The following is a 15,916-nucleotide window of genomic DNA, read 5'->3' as shown; positions in this document are numbered from 1 at the left end:
ACAATAAGTTGAACTTACGACATGTCAGGATGGGTCCCGGCTCAAGGCCGGGATGACATCGTGGGTGTGGATGGCGCGGTGGCTAAGCGGCAGCCGCCAAACAAGCTCCACACCGACCACGAATTTCCATCGTCGTCCGCTCGACCTTGAAACCGGTCTGCCTGGCCCAGTTTCCAAGCCGCTCCTCGATCACCGCGTCGGCAAATTCATCGACCTTGCCGCAACCTTCGCAGATGGCAAAGGCGATCAACCCCTTGCGGTGGCAATGCTCGTCGGCACAGGCGACGAAGGCATTGAGCGATTCCAGCCGATGCGCCAGGCCGCGTTCCACCAGCTTGTCGAGGGCGCGATAGATCTGCAGCGGGGCGCGCAGACCATCGCCACGCAGCTTGTCGAGAATGTCATAGGCGCTGAGCGGCGCCTCGGAATGGTTCAGCGCCCCCAGCACCAGACCCTGGTTGCGCGTCAGGTCGCTCGGAATGTCGTGACTATGTGCCATGCACTTCTCTCCTGCCGAACAATCTGCCCACGGGTACTGCCAGTGACACAAGGAATATAAGCAGTGCCATCACCACAATCGATGGTCCCGAAGCGGTATCCCACGTTCTTGATCCGAACAAGCCGCCCACCACGGCAATGGCGCCGAGCACAGCGGACACAGCAGCCATGCTCTCTGGCGTCGCACTCAGCCGGCGCGCCGTCGCCGCCGGGATGATCAGCAGCGAGGTGATGAGCAGCACGCCCACCAGCTTCATGGCAATGGCGATGACCGAAGCCATCAGGATCATCAGCACCAGCCGGCTCGCTTCGGGTCGCAGCCCCTCGGCCTCGGCCAGTTCGGCGCTGACAGTGGAGGCCAGCAGCGGCCGCCAGGCGAGAATGAGGATGGCGAGGATGGCAATGCCGCCGCCATAGATGATGGCAATGTCTTCCACCGATACCGCGAGAATGTCGCCAAACAGGAACCCCATCAGGTCGATGCGCACGGTGGTCATGAAGCCGACCAGCACCAAGCCCACGGCCAGCGTCGAATGGCTGAGAATGCCGAGCAGCGCATCGGTCGACAGCGTCGCCTGCTTCTGCAGCACGATCAGCGCCCCGGCAACGAGCGCCGCCACGGCAAAGACGCCCAGCGTCATGTTAATCGACAGCAGGATGGAGAGCGCCACGCCCAGCAGGGCCGAATGCGCCATGGTGTCGCCGAAATAGGCCATGCGCCGCCAGACGACGAAACAGCCCAGCGGCCCGGCCACGGCGGCGAGGCCCACGCCGGCGATCAGCGCGCGGGAGAAATAGTCACCGAACATGGTCATGCCCCGCGTGGTCGTGATGATCATGATCATGCTTGTGCGCCGCCCCTTCGGGCGTGACGCAGCCATCGTCGTGATGTTCGTGATCATGATGATGCTGATAGATCGCCAGGGTGCTGGCGGCGCGCTCACCGAAAAGCTTGAGATACTCCGGGCTGCGCTTGACCATGGACGGCGTACCGCGGCAGCAGACATGGCCATTGAGGCAGATCACCGTATCGGTTTCGGCCATCACCACATGCAGGTCGTGGCTGATCATCAGGATACCGCTTTGCGTGGTATCGCGAATCTGCCGAACCAGGTCGTAGAGCGCCACTTCGCCGGAAAAATCAACGCCCTGCACCGGCTCATCCAGCACCAGCAGATCCGGCTTGCGGATCATCGCCCGGGCAAACAGCACGCGCTGGAATTCCCCGCCGGACAGTTCCTGCACCGCCGCTTTGAGCAGCCGCCTGGCGCCCACGGCTTCCAGCGCCGCGTCGATCTCGGCGGGCGAATAGCGCCCAGTCAGCGTCATCAGCCGTTCGACGGTCAGTGGCAGCGTCCAGTCAATGGTGAGCTTTTGCGGCACATAGCCGATCCGCAGGCCCGGTTTGCGCGTCACCGTGCCCGTCGTGGGCTTGAGCACACCCGTGGCCATCTTGGCCGTGGTGCTCTTGCCCGAGCCATTGGGGCCGATCAGCGTCACGATCTCGCCGCGCGCAATGGTCAGGTCGACCCCGCTCACCAGCGTGCGGCGGCCGCGCGCCACGCCCGCATTGCTTAGCGTGATCAGCGTTTCCCTTGGTACAAGTGCATTCATGCGCAACCCTCTTGACGCCTCTCAATACGTTATAGCATAACACCGCTCAAGCGTAATAACATAACATATCACGCTACAACGCTCCGTCTTCAAGAGGTCCCTGCCGATGAAACTGCTCGCCCCCATCTCCCTGCTATCCATGGCCTTACTGACCTCGACCGCCATGGCTGCACCCAATGTCGTCGCTTCCATCAAGCCGGTGCATTCCCTCGTTGCTGCCGTCATGGCAGGCGTTGGCGAGCCCACCCTGATCGTCAAGGGCTCGGCCTCCCCCCATACTTATGCCCTGCGCCCCTCTGATGCCGGCGCGCTGGAAAGCGCCGACTTGGTGTTCTGGACCGGCCACGGCATGGAACTCTTCCTCGGCGATGCGCTCGACACCCTCGCCGGCAAGGCAATGGTGGTCGAACTCGCCGACGCTCCGGGCATCACGCTTCTTCCCGTCCGCGAAGGCGGCGCCTTCGAAGCCCATTCGCATGGCGATGAAGACCACGATCATGACCACGAGGGTCACGACCATGCCCATGAAGAGGGCGAAGGCGACATGCATTTCTGGCTCGATCCGGAAAATGCCAAGCTGATGGTGACCCAGATCGCCACGACGCTGTCCGAAGCTGATCCGGACAATGCCGCCGCCTATCAGGCCAATGCCGAGGCTGAAAGCACGAGGCTCGATGCGCTCGAAACCGAACTGACCGCGACCCTGGCGCCGGTGGCCGACAGGCCCTTCGTGGTCTTCCACGACGCCTATCAGTATTTCGAAGCCCGCTTCGGCCTGACGCTGGCCGGTTCGGTCACGGTGACCCCCGACGTCACCCCGGGCGCTGCCCGCATCGACGAACTCAAGGCGAAAGTGTCCACCCTCGGGGCCACCTGCGTCTTCGCCGAACCCAACTTCGAACCCACGATCATCAAGGCCATCACCGAAGGGACGGAGGCGAAGTCCGGCGTCCTCGATCCCGAAGGCGGGGCGCTGGAGGAAGGCGTGGAACTCTATCCCACCCTGCTGCGCGGGCTGGCCAGCAGTCTGGTCGATTGCCTGGGCTAACCCACTACCCCTTCTCCCGACGATTCAGCTCTTCCCCAACCGGGGAGGGGCCGACCCTTCACGCCCTCCATTTCCCCGTAGTCGTAACGTGCTAACATATCGGAGCTATTATGCCGTCCCGTTTCCTGCTGCCGCTTCTCGCTGCCACCTCCCTCACTTGCCCCGCCTTCGCCGATGACCACGCCACCGCTTGGCGCCTGTTCATTGCCGATCATGCCGCCCCGACCGTCACCGCGCTCGATCTCGAAACCGGCGACACGCTCGATACCTTCACCCTCGCGGGCCCTGCCTCGCTTTACACGACCGACGGCGCCGTCTTCGCCGTGCAGGGCTCGGCCAATCAGGTTGCCGCCATCGACAGCGGCATCGCGCTCGAAGACCATGGCGACCACGGCGATATTGCCATCACCGAACCCAGGCTGATCGAAGCGACGCTGGCCGGCGAAAAGCCGGCCCACTTTGTGGAACATGGCGGCAAGGTTGCGCTGTTCCACGACGGGTCGGGCAAGGTCGACCTGTTCAGCGCCCATGACTGGGTGCATCGTGGCGAAGTGGCCACCACGCAGGTCGACAGCGGCACCGCCCACCATGGCGTTGCCGTGCCATGGGGCGACTATACGCTGGTGTCATCAGCCAATGCCGATGACGAAAAGAAGCCGCGCATCGGCCTCAACGTGCTGGACAAGGCCGGCAATCTGGTCGGCGAAACCCACGCCTGCCCGGACCTGCATGGCGAAGCCACCTCTGGCAATCTGGTCATCATCGGCTGCAGCGACGGCGTTCTCATTGCCTCCGGCTCCGGCGAACCCAGGATCGAAAAGATCACCTACGACGGGCTGCCCGATGGCAAGTCCACCACTTTCCTCGGCGGCGTCGGCATGCAGTATTTCCTCGGCAATTATGGGGCCGACAGGGTCGCCATCATCGATCCGGCCGAAGACAAGGCCTTCCGCCTCGTCGATCTGCCGACGCGTCGCATGCATTTCGCCGTCGATCCGGCCCAGCCCAAGTTCGCCTACATCTTCACCGAGGACGGCAAGCTCAACCAGCTCGATGTGATCGCGGGTGAGATCACGCACTCGCTCGCCGTCACCGAACCCTATTCCATGGACGGCGACTGGGCCCTGCCGCGCCCGCGCATCGCCGTGGCTGGCGACCTGGTGGCGGTGACCGACCCTAATGAGGGTAAGGTCCACCTGATCGACGTGGAAAGCTTTGCCGAGACGGGCACGCTGGATGTCAACGGCGCCCCCTTCAACATTGTCGCCGTTGGCGGCTCGGGCGCAGTGCACTGATGCCTTGAGGGCGGCCTGCGGGCCGCCCTACTTGAACGGGCCCTTGAAGACGAAGAAAGCCCCGAGAGCGATCAGCCCGAAGCCCACGCCATGGTTCAGCGTCAGCTTCTCGCCAAGGTAAAACACGGCAAACAGCACGAAGACCGAGAGAGAAATCACCTCCTGGATGGTCTTGAGTTCGGCGCCTGAATAGACGGCATGTCCGATGCGATTGGCCGGCACCGCCAGCCAATATTCGAAAAACGCTATGCCCCAGCTGATGAACACCACGACCCACAGCGCTGTCTGGGGGAATTTGAGGTGGCCATACCAGGCAAAGGTCATGAACAGATTGGATGCGATCAGCAGGCCGATCGGCGCCAGCGTGGCAAAGTTGAAGCCCAAGGCTTCCTCCTGAACGAACCGGCCAAATCCGGCGCGCTATCTAGCCACAGCGGCAGCGCCTGAGAAGCCGGATTTTAGCGTAGGTGCTTGGTTCGCTGTTCGAGCGCGTAGAGATCGTCATGCAGGCTGTCCATGCGATCCTTGAGCACGCCCTGCGCGTCATACAGCCCGCGGTTGTAGTAATAGGCGCCCATCTTGTCGGCAAAGAATTGCATCAGCATCTCGGCCGGTATGGCGCCGATATCCTGGTCGAGCTCATTGCGGAAGTAATCCTGGATCTCGCCCACGATCGCCTTGGTCTCTTCCTTGCTGAACTTGATTGGCTTCATGGGCAGTGCTCCTTCAGCTGCAGTTCATAAGGCGAGTCGCAGATTGTCGGACGCGGCGATTTGCGACAAAATCGGCGTCCCGAGGAGACAAAGCCCCTATGCTTTTTCGCATTTTTCTGTGCACGGCCTGCGCCGTCGCGATGGCAACGCCGGCCCTCGCCAAGGACAAGTCGGCCGCTGCGGTGGCTGAGCCCATCTCCTGTTCCGGCGCCTTTGGTGCCGATTCGTCGGAGGACATGCTCATCGAAACCTTCGGCGCGGACAATGTGACGACCGGCCTCGTCGACGGCCCCGAAGGCACGCAGTATATAGCCACGACCGTCTATCCTCGTGATCCCGAGCGCGAGATGGTGTTTTCCTGGTTCGACGAGGATCGGCTGGAAAAGCTGAGCGCGGTCGAACTCGCACCCAGCCAGTCCGGCCCCGGTGGCATCCGCCTCGGCATGAGCGTCGCCGATGTACAGGCCATCAACGAGGAGCCGTTCAACATCGGTGGCTTCTGGTGGGATTATGGCGGCTATGCCCTGCTCGAAACGGGCACTCTGGCCGGTCCGCTTGACGGCGATTGCTACGTCTCCCTGCGTTTCTCGCCCGAGGACGAAATCCCGACCGCCATCGACATCACCTCTGTTGTGGGCGAAGTCCAGGTCTCATCCGAAGATCCTCTGCTGGCAGAAATCGGCACCCGCGTCACCAGTCTCAGTCTGGGCTATGCGCTCGATCCCATCGAGTAGGTCTTGCCGCAATTGACCGCGTGATCACGAGGGCGTAACTCTGCTCTCGTGTTGGTTTCCGAAGGCCGTTGTGTCTGAGGGATCAAAAGGGAACACGGTGCGACGTACCCATCAGGGCGCAAAACCGTGGCTGCCCCCGCAACTGTGAGCGGAGAGCGACACCGGGAACACCACTGGCCATCAGGCTGGGAAGGTCCGGTGCAGCCAAGACCCGCAAGCCAGGAGACCTGCCAGCACCCGACGGGAGAATTTCAGCAAAAGTGGCTCCCACTTTGCGGTTCGAAATTCGACCCACCAAAACGGGCTATGGAGCCCACTATTCGCGCACGGAGGGTGCTGCAATGAATACAACGACGACCACGGCCACTGGCCTTTATTCCCTGTCTCTTTCCCAGCGTCTCGTCGCTGGTGTCTTGGCGCTCATGCTGGGTCTGACCCTCTTGGTCGGCACCGGCTTTGCCGGCGATTTCCGCCTGCACAATGGCGCCCACGACACCCGCCACGCCATGGGCTTCCCCTGCCACTAGGGCAGGGCTTCAGGGACAAACGAAAATGATCCGCAATCTGTTTGCCGCTGCGCTTCTCGCAGCCCTTTGTGCTGGCCTGGTCACGGCCGCGATCCAGCATTTCCGCGTCACCCCGATCATCCTCCATGCCGAAACCTTCGAAGGTGAAGGCGGCCACAGCCACGGCGAGGCAGCCGTCGTCGGGCACGACCATGCCGAAGGCACCGCCGAGCACAGCCACGACGTCGTCGCAGCCGTCGAAGCCGAGGAATGGGCGCCACAGGATGGCTTCGAGCGCACCGCCTACACAACGCTGGCCACCGTGCTCGCCGCCGCCGGCTTTGCCCTGGTCATCGGCGCTGTTTCGATGTTCGCCAATATCCCGGTGACCTTCGCCAATGGCTTCCTCTGGGGTATTGCCGGCTTCCTGACTTTCTCGCTGGCCCCCGCCTATGGCCTCGCACCCGAACTGCCCGGCATGCCGGCGGCCGATCTCTTCGCCCGCCAGATCTGGTGGGTCGGCACGGCGCTGGCCACCGGCGGCGCTTGCCTCCTGCTCGCGAAAACTCGCGCCGGCTGGGCCTTTGCCGTCGCCGCTGCGCTGGTGATTGCCCCCCATATCATCGGTGCGCCCGTTGCGCCTGACGAGCCGAGCGGCGTTCCCGCCCATCTGGCGACAGAATTTGCCGCCATTACCCTCGGCACAAGCTTTGTCTTCTGGTTGCTGCTCGGCACCCTGTTCGGCAAGTTCAGCGATGTCCTCGCTACCCGCAGCACCACCATCTCCCACGGAGCCCCCGCATGACCACGAAAATCCCGACCACCGTCATCACGGGCTTCCTCGGCGCCGGCAAGACCACGCTGGTGCGGCACCTGCTGGCCCATGCTCCCAAGGGCAAGCGCATCGCGCTGATCATCAACGAATTCGGTGATCTCGGCGTCGACAAGGACATTCTCGCCGGCTGTGGCGACGAGACCTGCCGCGAAGAGGATATGGTCGAGCTCTCTAATGGCTGCATCTGCTGCACCGTGGCTGATGAATTCATTCCCACCATGCAGGCCCTGCTGGCCCGCCCGGAAAAGTTCGATCACATCGTCATCGAGACCTCCGGTCTCGCCCTGCCGCAGCCGCTGATCCGCGCCTTCAACTGGCCCGAGATCAAGGCCCAGGTCACCATCGACGGCGTGGTGACCGTGGCCGATGCCTCGGCACTGGCTGAAGGCCGCTTCGCCAGTGATGAAGCCGCCGTCGACGCCCAGCGCCGCCAGGATGAAATGCTCGACCACGAAACCCCGCTGGGCGAGCTGTTCGAAGACCAGCTTTCGGTCGCCGATCTCGTTATCATCAACAAGGCCGATCTGGTCGATGCGACGACGCTGGCCGATGTCGAGCGCAATGTCCGCGCCGAACTCCGCCCCGGCGTTGGCGTGCTGCATGCCCGCAATGGCCATGTCGATATCACGGCGCTGCTGGGCCTGGGCATGGGCAGCGAGGACGACATTGCCAATCGTCCCAGCCACCACGAACTGGAGCATGGCGGCGAGACCCACGAGCATGATGACTTCGACAGTTTCTCGCTCAAGATCGCCGGCGTGGAGAGCAAGGACCACCTGCTCGCCACCATCGAGCAGACCATCCGCGATCATGATGTGCTGCGTTTGAAGGGCTTTGCTGCCATTCCCGGCGCCGCAGCCCGCCTCGCCATCCAGGCCGTTGGCCCCCGCGTCACCGCCTATTTCGACCGCCCCTGGAAAGAAGGCGAAGCCCGCGAAACCGCGCTTGTGGTCATCGGTGAAAGCCCGCTCGACCACGCTGCCATCAGGGCCAGCCTGCAGCGCGCCAAGGTCGCTGCCTGATGGTCGGGGAAGGCGACGCTGCGCCGAACTCCGAACCAGCCCGCCTTCCCCGCGCTCTCGCCATCATTTTCTTCGGCCCGCTGGTCGGCGGGTTGGCGGCTTTCGGACTCATGATGGGCATGAATACCGGCAGCCCGATCCCCGCCGATGAGATGGTCCAGGCGGTGTTCACCCTGCTGCTGATCTCCATGACCGTCGGATGGGTTACCGGCCTTCCCGCCGCCGCTATCTCTGCCTTGGCCTGGCATTTCGCCGAGCCGCGCCTCAGCGGCTGGCCCCGCATCTTCGCCGCCCCGGCCATTGGCGCCTTTGCGAGCGCGGCGACGTCCGTGCCGATCATCTACGCCATGTTCGGCAACGTCTTCGTCAATCTCAATGGCTATGCCGTTATTGCCGCCATCGGCGCCCTGGCCATGGCCGTCACCGCCCTGCCGCGCCGGAAACCGGTCTGATGCATCTCCTTTCCGCCCAGGCCGGCGCCATCCAGCAGGAGGGCGAGGCCATCGACCTCAACCAGCGCCCCGGAGCGCTGGTCTTTGCCTCGTCGGCCGACAGCGAACTGGCCATGCTGGCGGGCGCCGCCGATCGGGCAGGGGAGGATGAACTCCGCCTCGCCAACACCTTGCGCCTCTCCAATAATCTCTCGGTCGATCTTTGGCTGGAACAGACCGTGGCGCATGCGCGCCTCGTCGTCCTCCGGCTGATCGGCGGCGCCGCCTATTTCCAGTATGGCGTCGATGAACTGACCGCGCTCTGCGCCAACCGCAAAATCCCCCTGGCCCTGCTGCCCGGCGACGCCAATCCAGATCCGATCCTGCAGGCGCGCTCCACCGTGCATCCTGGCGACTGGACAAGGCTGCATAGCCTCTTCATCGCGGGTGGTCCGGACAATGCCGACACGATCCTGCGGGCGTTCAAGGCGCTGGCAGATGAGAGGGCTCTTTCCGACCTGCAACCCCAACCCTTCGCCCGCTTCGGCCTCTGGCATCCTGCGACCGGCATGACCGACGAGGCGGACCTGGGCGCCCTGCACCAGTCCGGTGCCGCCAACATCCCCATTCTTTTCTACCGCGCCGCGCTCGAAGGCGCTGGCACGGCGACGATCGAAACCCTGATCGCCGAACTCGAAACGCGCGGCCTCAACCCTGTCCCGCTGCTCGTCTCCTCGCTCAAGGAGGCGCCCTGCATCCGTTTCGTGCAGAATGCTTTGGTCGCCTTCCCGCCCTCCACCATCCTCAATCTCACTGGTTTCGCCCTCGGCGTGGATGGGCTTGAGGCCAAATCCAATCCCTTCGCCGGTACTGACGGCCCTGTCATCCAGCTGATCCAGACCGGTCGGTCCGAAGCGCAATGGCAGGCCGACAGCCAGGGCCTCAGCGCAAAAGACATGGCGATGTTCCTCGTCATGCCCGAGGTTGACGGGCGAGTAGGCGGCCTGATCGTCGGCCACAAGTCCGACGCCGTCTGGCATGAACGCTGCCAGGTCCCGCTCACCAGCTACGCCCCCGACCATTCCGGCATTAACCGCGCCGTCACCCTGGCCCAGAACTGGTCGCGCCTCCGCGCCACCCCGCGGGCCGACCGCAAGGTGGCAGTGGTCCTCGCCAACTATCCCATCCGCGACGGTCGCCTCGCCAATGGCGTTGGCTATGACGCCCCGGAATCGACGGTGCGCATGCTGCAGGCGCTGGACGGCGCTGGCTATTCTCTCAGTAGCCCTCATGGTGAGGTGGGCGCGCAGCGCCCCTCGAACCACGAGGGCGTGCCACAGGACTCCGCCGCCCTCATCGCTGCCCTGCAATCCGGCCCAACCAATGCCGATCCCGCCCGAGGCACCTCACCGGCCCAGCTGACCCTCGCCCGCTACCGCACACTTTTCGCCACCCTGCCGCAGCAGATCCGCGACGAGGTGACCGCCCGCTGGGGCGACGCTGCGACCGATCCCTTCGTCCGCAAAGACACTTTCCATCTGCCTGCGCTGATCTTCGGCAATGTCGCCATCCTCCTGCAGCCCGCGCGCGGCTACCAGCTCGACGAGACGCTGAGCTATCACGATCCGGCGCTGGTGCCACCGCATGCCTATCTCGCGGCCTATCTCTGGCTGCGCCACGACTTCGGCGCGCATGCCCTGATCCACAATGGCAAGCACGGCACGCTTGAATGGCTGCCCGGCAAGGCGACGGCTCTGGACGCGGCCAGCTATCCCGACGCGCTCTGGGGCCAGCTGCCGCATCTTTATCCCTTCATCGTCAATGATCCGGGCGAGGGCACACAGGCCAAGCGCCGCACCGGCGCCGTCATCATCGACCATCTCGTGCCCCCGCTGACCCGCGCCGAAACCTATGGTCCGCTGAAGGACCTCGAGGCCCTGCTCGACGAATATTACGCCGCCTCCGGCATGGACCGCCGCCGTCTCGCCGACCTCAAGCGCCGCATCCTCGACTTCACCCGCGACAGCCGTCTCGACCGCGATATCGGCCTGCCCGAAGACGAGATGGAAGCGCTGATCAAGATCGACAACTTCCTCTGCGACCTCAAGGAAGCCCAGATCCGCGATGGCCTGCACATTTTCGGCCAGTCGCCGCAGGGTGCGCTTGCCCGCGATCTCACCGTCGCGCTAGCCCGCGTGCCGCGTGGCGATGGCCCTGGCGAAAACTCCATCATCCGGGCCTTGGCCGACGACCTCAAGCTCGGCTTCGATCCGCTGACTGCGAAGCTTGGAGAGCCCTGGACCGGTCCCGCGATCGCCAATGTCCGTACCATCGGCGACGTGGTCGAACATCTCGAAACCATCGCCGCTGATCTCGTTACCGGCACACCGCCCGATCCATCCTGGACCGCCACCATCGCCGTCCTCGACACCATCACCACCGTCATCGGCCCACGCCTGGCCGCCTCCGGCCCCGCCGAAATGGCGGCGCTGCTCCATGGCCTCGACGGCAAGTGCATCGCCCCCGGCCCCTCCGGCGCGCCCTCGCGCGGACGGCTCGACGTGCTGCCCACCGGGCGTAATTTCTACTCGGTCGACAGCCGCGCCGTCCCCACGCCAACCGCCTGGGAACTCGGCAAAAAATCCGCCGAAAGCCTGGTCCTCCGTCACCTGCAGGATCACGGCCATCACCTCCGCGCGGTGGCCCTCTCCGTCTGGGGCACGGCCAACATGCGGACCGGTGGCGACGATATCGCCCAGGCCATGGCGCTGATTGGCGCCAGGCCCGTCTGGGATCCCGGCTCGCTGCGCGTCTCGGGCTACGAAATCATCCCGCTGGCAAAGCTCGGCCGCCCGCGCGTCGACGTCACCCTGCGCATCTCGGGCTTTTTCCGCGACGCCTTCCCCGCCCAGATCGCCCTGTTCGACCGCGCCATCCGCGCCGTGGGCGCACTCGACGAACCCGCCGACGACAATCCCATCGCCGCCACCATGCGCGCCGATGCCAAGGGCGCCGATGATCACGCTGCGGGCCATCGCATTTTCGGCAGCAGGCCCGGCACCTATGGCGCCGGCCTCAACGCCCTGATCGATTCCGGCAACTGGTCCAGCAAGGCCGATCTTGCCACCCAGGCCCTCGACTGGGGCCAATATGCCTATGGCGCCAAAAGTGCCGGCACGCCGCAGCGCGACCGCTTCGCCGCACGTCTCTCCGACATCGACGCCGTCATCCACAACCAGGACAACCGTGAGCACGACCTGCTCGACTCGGACAATTACTACCAGTTCGAGGGTGGCCTCGCCGCCGCCGCCGAAACCCTGACCGGCCGCGCGCCAGCCGCCTATCACAACGACCATTCCCGTCCAGAAAATCCCAAAATCCGCACGCTGGAAGAGGAAATCTCCCACGTGATGCGCTCTCGCGTAGTCAATCCGAAGTGGCTCGCCGGCATGCAGCGCCATGGCTATCGCGGCGCCTTCGAGATCATCGCCACGGTGGATTTCATGTTCGCCTTCGCCGCCACCACCGGCGCGGTCAAAACTCACCACTTCGACCTCGCCTTCGAGGCCTTCGTGGAAGACGACGCCACCCGCGACTGGCTGAAATCGGCCAATGCCCATGGCTATGCCGAATTGCTGACAAAGTTCGACGAAGCCCGCCGCCGTGGCCTCTGGATCCCGCGCTCAAACTCCATCCATGCCTATTTCGAGGACCGCAGATGACCGACAGACCGGCCAAGAAGACCGACCTGATGAGCGAAGCCGAGCGCGATGCCTATCACGCCGAAAAGATGAAGAAGAAGAAGGACGCACGCACGAAAATCCTTGCTACCAAGACAGAGGAAAAAGGCCTGCTCATCGTCCATACTGGCAAGGGCAAGGGCAAGTCGACGGCCGCCTTCGGCATGGTCTTCCGCGCCATCGGCAACGGCTTCCGGGTCGGCGTGGTGCAATTCGTCAAGGGCGCCTGGGAGACCGGCGAGCGCGATGTACTCGACAAGTTCCCCGAGCAGGTCACCATCAATGCCATGGGCGAGGGCTTTACCTGGGACGTCGCCGACCGCCAGCGCGACCTCGCCGCCGCCCGCAAAGCCTGGGATCAGGCCAAGGTTCTCATTGCCGATCCATCATATCAGATGGTCCTGCTCGACGAGCTCAACATCGTGCTGCGCTACGACTACCTGCCGCTCGAGGAAGTGCTGGAGGTGCTCCGCAACAAGCCGGCGGACAAGCATGTCATCGTCACCGGCCGCAATGCCAAGGACGAGCTGATCGAGATCGCCGACCTCGTCACCGAAATGACCGAGATCAAGCACCACTTCCGCTCAGGCGTGAAGGCGCAGAAGGGAATAGAGTTCTAAGAACAACTCTCCGCCCGCAGCGACGCTGCCATGTTCTCGATCACGCTGTCCATCTTGCCGGCCTCGGCGACAGAATATTCGACCCGCACAGCGGCATAGCTCGTGCCACCGCACAGCAACACCATGCGCTGGTAGAGCTTTCTAAAGCCTTGGATGGCGGTGAAATTTGCCCATTGCGGCGTCACCGACTGGCCCTCGATATTCCAGTCCGCATCCACCGAATAGCTCATCGCTTCCTGCGCCTCGCTTTCGAAATCCCCGGCCAGATTGCCGCCCCAGACCATGAGGTTGACCGGCTTGCCCTTGTGGGCGAACTGCGCCCCGTCGGCATTGTCGCTCTCCCCCTGCGGCACGAAGCCATAGGGGATATCCATGCCAAAACCGAAGCGGGCATTGCTGTAATGCTCGCTCTGCTGGGCGAGGGCGGGGAGGGCAAAAAAGGCGACAAGCAAAGTGATCAAAATACGCATGGCGCGCAATCTGCCCTCGCCACGCACGAGGGGCAAGTCACTTCGCGGTTAGAGGACGACGATGCCGGAGTGCTTGGCTTTCTGCTCGGGCTCGACATGGATGGTGATCTGCACATCTTCCACTGCCTCCTTCAGCTTGGCCTCGAGGCAATCGCAAATCTCGTGCGCTGCATCCACGGTCATCGTCCCGGGCACCACCAGATGGAAGTCGATAAAGGTCATCTTGCCGGCCTGTCGCGTGCGGATGTCATGCGCCTCGATGGCGCCATCGGCATTGGCGGCAATCACCTCGCGGATCACCTTGCCGGTCTCTGGCGGCACCGCCACGTCCATCAGCCCGCCGACACTGTCGCGGATAACGCCCCAGCCCGACCACAGGATATTGAGCGCGACGAGACCCGCAAGGATCGGATCGAGCACCGCCCAGCCGGTGAGGATCACCAGCCCCAGGCCAACCAGCACGCCGATGGTGGAAACCACGTCGGTCATCAGATGCTTGCCATCGGCTTCCAGCGCCGGCGAGCGCATCTTGCGCCCCTGCCGGATCAGCACCCGCGCCCACACCACGTTGATGACGGTGGCACCCATGCTGATCAGCAGGCCCACAGTCGGCGATTCCGGCACTTCGGGCGCCATGAAGCCGATATAGGCCTCGCGCAGGATCAGGATCGCCGCGACAATGATCATCACGCCGACGATGACCGCCGAAAAATACTCGGCCTTGTGATAGCCATACTGCAGCGCCGCATCGGCCGGCCGCTGCGCCAGCTTGACCGCGATCAGCGCCACGATCGCCGTCACCACATTGACGATCGATTCCAGCGCATCCGAGTAAAGCGCCACCGAGCCGGTCACATACCAGGCCAGAAGCTTGAGCCCCAGCACGACGAGGCCAACGACAAGGCTGCCCGCCGCAATGGCAAGCGTTCTGTTTGCAATGATGGCCATGACTCGCCCCTGGATCAGCTGAAGCACGGCCATAGGCCGAACCGACATATCTCGCAAGTCATTGAATTTGCGAATGATTTTCAGAAGCGTTCCGAGCTGGCTGCCATTCAAGCCAAGCCCTTGATTGACCAAGCGGATTGGGACGCCTAGAACGAAACAGCGCAGGGTTCCCGTGATGGAACTGAGAAACATTTCGGTGCGGTCGACCCAAATCGGGGACCAGGTCCGAAGCTGCAAGGGTTTGATTTCGTGACGCAACCAGATCCGATCGTGATCGGCCTCGGCTGTTCCAGCGCCGCAACGGTGCCGGAGATCGTCATGCTGATCCGCGCCTGCCTTGCAGAAGCGGGTCTTCAACCATCTCCCATTGCCGCCATCGCCACCCATATCCGCAAACGCGACAGCCTTGCCCTGGCGCAGGCCGCCTCGGCCTTCGACCTGCCGCTGCTTTTCCTCACCGATGACGAACTGGCCGATCGCCCAGGCACCTGCGAGGCAGTGGCCGCTGCGGCCGGACCGCTGCGCTTGGGAAAACGCAAATCCCGCTACGCCACCTGCGCCATTGCGCTGGCCGCGCCGGATTTTGATCCCGCAAGCTTTGGTCAGTCAGCAAGTCCGAGTGCCGCGATGGCGTCATCGACGCTGGCCACTTCATTGGCCGGGCCATAGACGGGCCGCGCGATCATGATCACTTTGACCCCCAGCCGCCGCGCCGCCTCGAGCTTGGACGCGGTCTGCTTGCCGCCCGAATTCTTGGTCACCAGATGAGTGATCCCTTCGCGCTCCATCAGCGCCATTTCGTCGATCAGCCCATAGGGCGGCCGCATCTGCAACAGGCTGGCATGACGCGGCAACTCCGTGGCCGGCGCCTCGATCGTCCGCACCACGAACTGGCAATCGTCGCGCGGCAGAAAATGTTGCAGCCCGGTATGGCCCGTGGTCAGCAGCACATCGGCATTATGGGGCAGGGCCGCCGCCGCCTCGGCCGCTGTCTCCACCGTCACCCAGTCGTCGCCCACCTGCTGCTCCCATTCAGGTCGCATGAAGCGGATCAGGGCAATGTTGATCGCCTGCGCCGCGGCCACAGCATTGATGGAAATCTGCCCGGCATAGGGATGGGTCGCATCGACCAGCACCTCGATTCCCGCTGCCCGCAGATAGGCCGCCAGCCCCGGAATGCCGCCGAACTTGCCCATGCGCAATCCGCCCTGCGGCAATATCGGATCCTGCGTCCGGCCGGCCAGGGAGGTAATGACCTCATGGCCCATGCCCACCAGCCGATTGGCCAATTCCCGCGCTTCGGCTGTTCCTCCCAGGATCAGAATCTTCATTTGCTCTGTATCTCTCCTCCGCACCAATGTGCCCATTCGGCGCCGATGTCTCAAGGCTGGTCACGCTGATGTTCGACTGGATCCGCCGCCCTCGCCGCAAAAGCCATTTCG

The 15,916-nt window shown here is 63.7% G+C and carries 18 protein-coding genes and 1 riboswitch; of the genes, 10 read left to right on the top strand and 8 right to left on the bottom strand.

Features of this window, described 5'->3' with window-relative positions; all coding sequences use genetic code 11:
- Positions 1 to 82: 82 nt before the first annotated feature.
- From P0Y65_13080 to znuC, 3 genes are read right to left on the bottom strand one after another with little or no spacing between them, the layout of a single operon-like run.
- A complete protein-coding gene (locus P0Y65_13080; protein WEK03134.1) occupies positions 83 to 499 on the bottom strand; it encodes a Fur family transcriptional regulator in 417 nt (138 codons plus the stop codon).
- Positions 489 to 1,307: a metal ABC transporter permease gene (locus P0Y65_13075; GenBank protein WEK06796.1), complete on the bottom strand. Its 819-nt coding sequence runs from the start codon at positions 1,305 to 1,307 to the stop codon at positions 489 to 491. The genes P0Y65_13080 and P0Y65_13075 overlap by 11 nt, the downstream gene beginning before the upstream one ends.
- Entirely contained in the window at positions 1,297 to 2,112 is an 816-nt protein-coding gene (znuC, locus tag P0Y65_13070) for a zinc ABC transporter ATP-binding protein ZnuC (protein WEK03133.1), read from the bottom strand. The genes P0Y65_13075 and znuC overlap by 11 nt, the downstream gene beginning before the upstream one ends.
- A gap of 106 nt (positions 2,113 to 2,218) precedes the next feature.
- On the opposite strand from znuC, the gene P0Y65_13065 reads away from it, so the two are divergent.
- Both P0Y65_13065 and aztD read left to right on the top strand, forming a co-directional pair.
- The gene (locus tag P0Y65_13065) at positions 2,219 to 3,160 is read left to right on the top strand and encodes a zinc ABC transporter substrate-binding protein (GenBank protein ID WEK03132.1); all 942 of its coding nucleotides are present in this window, start codon (positions 2,219 to 2,221) and stop codon (positions 3,158 to 3,160) included.
- Positions 3,161 to 3,270: 110 nt separating this feature from the next.
- The gene (aztD, locus tag P0Y65_13060) at positions 3,271 to 4,455 is read left to right on the top strand and encodes a zinc metallochaperone AztD (GenBank protein WEK03131.1); all 1,185 of its coding nucleotides are present in this window, start codon (positions 3,271 to 3,273) and stop codon (positions 4,453 to 4,455) included.
- A 27-nt stretch (positions 4,456 to 4,482) separates the two neighbouring features.
- On the opposite strand, the gene P0Y65_13055 is transcribed toward aztD, so the two are convergent.
- On the bottom strand, positions 4,483 to 4,839 hold the full coding sequence (locus tag P0Y65_13055) for a DMT family protein (protein ID WEK03130.1): 357 nt from the start codon (positions 4,837 to 4,839) through the stop codon (positions 4,483 to 4,485).
- A gap of 74 nt (positions 4,840 to 4,913) precedes the next feature.
- Entirely contained in the window at positions 4,914 to 5,168 is a 255-nt protein-coding gene (locus tag P0Y65_13050; protein WEK03129.1) for a DUF2164 domain-containing protein, read from the bottom strand.
- Positions 5,169 to 5,266: 98 nt separating this feature from the next.
- Here P0Y65_13050 and P0Y65_13045 point away from each other — a divergent pair, with 98 nt between their 5' ends.
- The 7 genes from P0Y65_13045 (at position 5,267) to cobO (ending at position 13,056) form a co-directional block, all read left to right on the top strand.
- A complete protein-coding gene (locus P0Y65_13045) occupies positions 5,267 to 5,902 on the top strand; it encodes a hypothetical protein (protein ID WEK03128.1) in 636 nt (211 codons plus the stop codon).
- A 35-nt stretch (positions 5,903 to 5,937) separates the two neighbouring features.
- A riboswitch (cobalamin riboswitch) is annotated at positions 5,938 to 6,152 on the top strand.
- A gap of 91 nt (positions 6,153 to 6,243) precedes the next feature.
- A complete protein-coding gene (locus P0Y65_13040) occupies positions 6,244 to 6,429 on the top strand; it encodes a CbtB-domain containing protein (protein WEK03127.1) in 186 nt (61 codons plus the stop codon).
- Between the two features lie 25 nt (positions 6,430 to 6,454).
- Positions 6,455 to 7,213, top strand: a complete 759-nt coding sequence (locus P0Y65_13035) for a CbtA family protein (protein ID WEK03126.1) — start codon at positions 6,455 to 6,457, stop codon at positions 7,211 to 7,213.
- Complete coding sequence (cobW, locus tag P0Y65_13030) at positions 7,210 to 8,265, top strand: cobalamin biosynthesis protein CobW (GenBank protein WEK03125.1); 1,056 nt, start codon at positions 7,210 to 7,212, stop codon at positions 8,263 to 8,265. Before P0Y65_13035 ends, cobW begins: the two co-directional genes overlap by 4 nt.
- Positions 8,265 to 8,717, top strand: coding sequence for a hypothetical protein (locus P0Y65_13025; protein WEK03124.1), 453 nt, complete (start codon positions 8,265 to 8,267; stop codon positions 8,715 to 8,717). The genes cobW and P0Y65_13025 overlap by 1 nt, the downstream gene beginning before the upstream one ends.
- On the top strand, positions 8,717 to 12,418 hold the full coding sequence (cobN, locus tag P0Y65_13020; protein ID WEK03123.1) for a cobaltochelatase subunit CobN: 3,702 nt from the start codon (positions 8,717 to 8,719) through the stop codon (positions 12,416 to 12,418). The genes P0Y65_13025 and cobN overlap by 1 nt, the downstream gene beginning before the upstream one ends.
- A complete protein-coding gene (gene cobO, locus P0Y65_13015; protein WEK03122.1) occupies positions 12,415 to 13,056 on the top strand; it encodes a cob(I)yrinic acid a,c-diamide adenosyltransferase in 642 nt (213 codons plus the stop codon). The genes cobN and cobO overlap by 4 nt, the downstream gene beginning before the upstream one ends.
- Here cobO and P0Y65_13010 read toward each other — a convergent pair.
- Entirely contained in the window at positions 13,053 to 13,526 is a 474-nt protein-coding gene (locus tag P0Y65_13010; GenBank protein ID WEK03121.1) for a hypothetical protein, read from the bottom strand. The genes cobO and P0Y65_13010 overlap by 4 nt on opposite strands.
- Before the next feature lie 48 nt (positions 13,527 to 13,574).
- Positions 13,575 to 14,474, bottom strand: a complete 900-nt coding sequence (locus P0Y65_13005; protein WEK03120.1) for a cation diffusion facilitator family transporter — start codon at positions 14,472 to 14,474, stop codon at positions 13,575 to 13,577.
- A gap of 249 nt (positions 14,475 to 14,723) precedes the next feature.
- Between P0Y65_13005 and P0Y65_13000 the strand changes: the two genes are divergently transcribed.
- Complete coding sequence (locus P0Y65_13000) at positions 14,724 to 15,143, top strand: cobalamin biosynthesis protein (GenBank protein ID WEK03119.1); 420 nt, start codon at positions 14,724 to 14,726, stop codon at positions 15,141 to 15,143.
- Here the strand turns inward: P0Y65_13000 and P0Y65_12995 are convergent.
- A complete protein-coding gene (locus P0Y65_12995; GenBank protein ID WEK03118.1) occupies positions 15,077 to 15,805 on the bottom strand; it encodes a cobalt-precorrin-6A reductase in 729 nt (242 codons plus the stop codon). The genes P0Y65_13000 and P0Y65_12995 overlap by 67 nt on opposite strands.
- Between the last annotated feature and the right edge of the window lie 111 nt (positions 15,806 to 15,916).

The organism is Candidatus Devosia phytovorans (assembly GCA_029202405.1).
Taxonomy (GTDB): Bacteria; Pseudomonadota; Alphaproteobacteria; order Rhizobiales; family Devosiaceae; genus Devosia; species Devosia phytovorans.
The sequence above is the reverse complement of the archived record's forward strand: the minus strand, read 5'-3'. Positions and strand labels throughout refer to the sequence as shown.

What these genes read in the sequence shown, in the direction of transcription:
- P0Y65_13025 (WEK03124.1), top strand. Translation starts at nt 8,265, where the DNA reads ATGGTCGGGGAAGGCGACGCTGCGCCGAACTCCGAACCAGCCCGCCTT.
- cobN (WEK03123.1), top strand. Translation starts at nt 8,717, where the DNA reads ATGCATCTCCTTTCCGCCCAGGCCGGCGCCATCCAGCAGGAGGGCGAG.
- P0Y65_13050 (WEK03129.1), bottom strand. Translation starts at nt 5,168, where the DNA reads ATGAAGCCAATCAAGTTCAGCAAGGAAGAGACCAAGGCGATCGTGGGC.
- P0Y65_13010 (WEK03121.1), bottom strand. Translation starts at nt 13,526, where the DNA reads ATGCGTATTTTGATCACTTTGCTTGTCGCCTTTTTTGCCCTCCCCGCC.
- aztD (WEK03131.1), top strand. Translation starts at nt 3,271, where the DNA reads ATGCCGTCCCGTTTCCTGCTGCCGCTTCTCGCTGCCACCTCCCTCACT.
- P0Y65_13065 (WEK03132.1), top strand. Translation starts at nt 2,219, where the DNA reads ATGAAACTGCTCGCCCCCATCTCCCTGCTATCCATGGCCTTACTGACC.
- P0Y65_13035 (WEK03126.1), top strand. Translation starts at nt 6,455, where the DNA reads ATGATCCGCAATCTGTTTGCCGCTGCGCTTCTCGCAGCCCTTTGTGCT.
- znuC (WEK03133.1), bottom strand. Translation starts at nt 2,112, where the DNA reads ATGAATGCACTTGTACCAAGGGAAACGCTGATCACGCTAAGCAATGCG.
- cobW (WEK03125.1), top strand. Translation starts at nt 7,210, where the DNA reads ATGACCACGAAAATCCCGACCACCGTCATCACGGGCTTCCTCGGCGCC.
- P0Y65_13045 (WEK03128.1), top strand. Translation starts at nt 5,267, where the DNA reads ATGCTTTTTCGCATTTTTCTGTGCACGGCCTGCGCCGTCGCGATGGCA.
- P0Y65_13080 (WEK03134.1), bottom strand. Translation starts at nt 499, where the DNA reads ATGGCACATAGTCACGACATTCCGAGCGACCTGACGCGCAACCAGGGT.
- P0Y65_13040 (WEK03127.1), top strand. Translation starts at nt 6,244, where the DNA reads ATGAATACAACGACGACCACGGCCACTGGCCTTTATTCCCTGTCTCTT.
- P0Y65_12995 (WEK03118.1), bottom strand. Translation starts at nt 15,805, where the DNA reads ATGAAGATTCTGATCCTGGGAGGAACAGCCGAAGCGCGGGAATTGGCC.
- P0Y65_13005 (WEK03120.1), bottom strand. Translation starts at nt 14,474, where the DNA reads ATGGCCATCATTGCAAACAGAACGCTTGCCATTGCGGCGGGCAGCCTT.
- P0Y65_13075 (WEK06796.1), bottom strand. Translation starts at nt 1,307, where the DNA reads ATGTTCGGTGACTATTTCTCCCGCGCGCTGATCGCCGGCGTGGGCCTC.
- cobO (WEK03122.1), top strand. Translation starts at nt 12,415, where the DNA reads ATGACCGACAGACCGGCCAAGAAGACCGACCTGATGAGCGAAGCCGAG.